The 3,146-nt window shown below is 51.4% G+C and carries 4 protein-coding genes and 1 pseudogene; 3 read left to right on the forward strand and 2 right to left on the reverse strand.

Annotated features, from left to right (window positions below; all coding sequences use genetic code 11):
• Positions 1-149 precede the first annotated feature (149 nt).
• Complete coding sequence (locus tag ACP5N5_RS06440; protein ID WP_428134195.1) at positions 150-1,364, reverse strand: ABC transporter permease; 1,215 nt, start codon at positions 1,362-1,364, stop codon at positions 150-152.
• 6 nt (positions 1,365-1,370) lie between these two features.
• Positions 1,371-2,285, reverse strand: coding sequence for an ABC transporter ATP-binding protein (locus tag ACP5N5_RS06445; protein WP_428134202.1), 915 nt, complete (start codon positions 2,283-2,285; stop codon positions 1,371-1,373).
• Between the two features lie 141 nt (positions 2,286-2,426).
• Between ACP5N5_RS06445 and ACP5N5_RS06450 the strand changes: the two genes are divergently transcribed.
• The 3 genes and pseudogenes from ACP5N5_RS06450 to ACP5N5_RS06460 all read left to right on the forward strand — a co-directional run.
• Positions 2,427-2,663 carry a hypothetical protein gene (locus ACP5N5_RS06450; RefSeq protein ID WP_428134204.1) on the forward strand — a complete coding sequence of 79 codons (237 nt, stop codon included), beginning with the start codon at positions 2,427-2,429 and terminating at the stop codon, positions 2,661-2,663.
• Between the two features lie 27 nt (positions 2,664-2,690).
• Positions 2,691-2,906, forward strand: a pseudogene (locus ACP5N5_RS06455) (nucleotidyltransferase domain-containing protein); the annotation flags it as partial.
• Between the two features lie 33 nt (positions 2,907-2,939).
• On the forward strand, positions 2,940-3,146 hold a 207-nt coding region (locus tag ACP5N5_RS06460; protein WP_428134209.1), incomplete at its 3' end, for a hypothetical protein.

The following is a 3,146-nucleotide window of genomic DNA, read 5'->3' on the forward strand; positions in this document are numbered from 1 at the left end:
TTGCACTTGGCTCCAGAGCCTCAGCCATTCTCCTAGCCTCCTCGCTTCTAGCCCCTTCTAGCGCCTCTCTAACAGCCTTCAAATATGGGGGTGTCCCGGCTCGTACAATCTAGTTGTGCTCCTGGCTTTCACGGTCGCCTCTAGTTATCTCAGCCTCCCAGTAATCTCTCCAGGACCCTCCTGTAGACTAGAGCTCCTGCTAGTAGTAGTGTTAGGCTTAACGCTATGGCTGGGAGTGCGTAGACCACTGTTTCCTCTAGGCTCCAATCCCCCAGCACGTAATATGTTATGGCGTAGACAAGCCTCGAGTGGGGGAATAACTCTGGGAATACCTGGAGCCATGAGGGTAGCATGAACTTAGGTATAGTGAAGCCGCCTAGGAACATGATGGGGAACGCTATAGCGTTACCTAGAGCTGAGGCTGACTGAGGTGTCTTAGCCACAATCCCTATGGTTAAACCGAACCCTATGAGGCCCATTACACTTACCAGGATCAAGGCTAGAGCTACGAGGATCTTGTGTAAAGGCACCTCTAGTATTGGAGCTCCTAGCATTAAACCCGTTAGGGTTATAACCGAAGCCGATACGAGGCCCCCCACGGTTATAGCTATCACCTCGGATAGCAGGAAGGTCGATGGCTTAACGCGGCTCGATAGTATTGATTGAATATAACCCTCATACCTCTTCTCCGCTATAGCGTGGAGCCCGCCCATTATACCCGTGTAGAGTAGCATTAAACCGATCGTTAACGTCACCAAGCTAAGCTTGAAGGCCCTCGTAACCTCAGCTATGGAAGCTCCTGTTACGTTAAACTTAGCTAACCTGATGGGGTCTACTAGGAAGCTTATGTAGCCTGATAACATGCTCTTAAAGGGCTCCGGCACGTAGTTTAACATTGTGTCGGCGGCTTTACTCGATATCATGTTTTCAAAGTGGAGTATGAGATCCTCTAGCACCCTGAGAGCTGTAAGTGAATCCCGCGAGTTTGGGTTATAGTACACCTCTAGCTTAGCTTGTCTAGTCCCCGTTATGTTATTGTGGAAACCCCTTGGTATAACCAGGATCAGGGGGTACTCCCCCCTCCTAAGTAACTCCAGTAACTCCCCCGGGTCGGAGGCTGACAGTAGTCTGAGTTCGAAGATGCCAGACTCGTTCATGGCGTTAACGAGAGCTCTCGATAGAACACTCCCGTCCTCGTCCATCACAGCTATTTTAAACGATACAGGAGCCTCTCTTGGAGCGAATATCGCGTTGACTAGGAGCATGTAGACCACTGGGAACACTATGAGCCAGAATAGTAGATCCTTCCTCCTACGTAGACTCTTGATGAAAACCCATGTTTCAGCTAGTAGAATCCAGGTCACAGCCCTTCACCCCAACGCTGCACCAGTAACCCTCCTAAACACCTCCCTTAGCCCGGGTGTCCTAACCTCGAGTTTCTCAATCCTAAACCCCGCCTCCTTGTGAGCTCTCGCTACACTCTCAATACAAGCTGTTACGTTCCACGCCTCGTAGGTAGCTGTCCTACCCACCTTCTCCACCATGACGCACTCTCCAACCTCCAACGGCTCACCCTCTGCTAGTGTAACCTCCACCATGGGGTTTGGAGCGTAGCTCTCGATTAGACTCCTAGGCTCACCCTCTAACACCACCTTGCCCCGGTGCATTATAGCTACCCTCGATGAGAACCTCTCAGCCTCCATGGGGTTATGAGTCGAGTATATGATGGTTCTACCCTTGGATAACCTCATTATCACAGCCCATAGGCTATCCAGAGCTCCGGGGTCTACCCCGGTGCTAGGCTCATCCATGACCAGGACATCGGGCTCATGGACTAGAGCTGACGCTATGACAAGCCTCCTAACCATACCACCACTAAGTTGCCACACGCTTTTACCGGAGTGCTCAGCTAAACCCACGAGCTCCAGTAGCTCCCTAGCACGCCTCCTAGCATCAAGCAAGCTAAAACCTCTAATCAAACAATGCCATACGAGGTTATCGTAAGCTGATACATCAAACCTAAGAGGGGGCTTCTGGGGGGCGTAGCCTAGGAGACTCCTAGCCTTAGCCATCTCAACACTAGAACCCCAAACATTAAAACCATGAACCCTAATGACACCAGCAGAAGGTCTGAGAACACCGGCCACCATGGATAGCAAGGTCGACTTACCACTACCATTAGGGCCCATAATAGCGACAACCTCCCTGCCAACACTAAGAGAAACACCATCAACAGCCTTAACCTCGCCGAAGAACCTAGATACACCGATAACCTCAACGATCAACTCAAACCAGCCCTGAGACTTATAGGGTAAATCCGGGGATAGCTCCAGATAAACCTTACCCTCATAGGGGCAACCAGGTGGAGTAGAAGCCCCTCCGGTAGGGGCTTGGGAGACTACACCCATTGAGACCGGTGGCTAGAGATGGCGACCAGGATAAAGCTGGGTATAGGGAGTAACTTTAACTCCACACTCCAAGTGTCAACTGTAGCGTGGGTTAATAGTGGGTTTGAAGCTAATAATTCACAGATACTGGTCCCCACGGCTCTCGCTAAGAGACTAGGTTTGAACGCCTACCTCGATAAAGCTAGAATCGACTTCTACGGGACACCCGGGGGCCCCGTGAGACTGTACATCCTATCATCATCTACGCTCGCTTGAGTTGACGAACCTGAAGCGCTTTTTGGTAGTTGCGCCAAAGGACTGGCTGACGAATTCAGCGATGTAGACATCCTCGTTGTCCACGAGAACAATGAAGCCGAGGCGAGGGCCGCCGCAGCCGGCGTGGCATTTGAGGTAAGCCTTAAGTACAGTATACCGCTCGAGCCTGTAGTCATGAGCATCCACGAGTTTCAAATAGAGACGCTATTCACGAGAGAAGTCGAGAAGTGCGGGGTTGAGCTCTACTCGACAAATCCAGGTAGCGAAGTGCTCAAATTGGCTACGGAGTGCTTGCCTCCCGTTGAAGAGTACTTGAGCTCCGCGAAAGAGTGCCCCGGTAAAGGCAGGTACAGGGTTGCCGTAGACTTGGGGCATAACGCCGCTGAACTCGTTATTGAGGTGCCAACAGTGCTTAAAGGAGAGTCCCTTGCTAAGGCTCACGGCGGTTTGCTAACACAGTTCGGTAGGCTATACGTAGAGAGC

Source organism: Desulfurococcus sp. (assembly GCF_049970475.1).
GTDB lineage: Archaea > Thermoproteota > Thermoprotei_A > Sulfolobales > Desulfurococcaceae > Desulfurococcus > Desulfurococcus amylolyticus.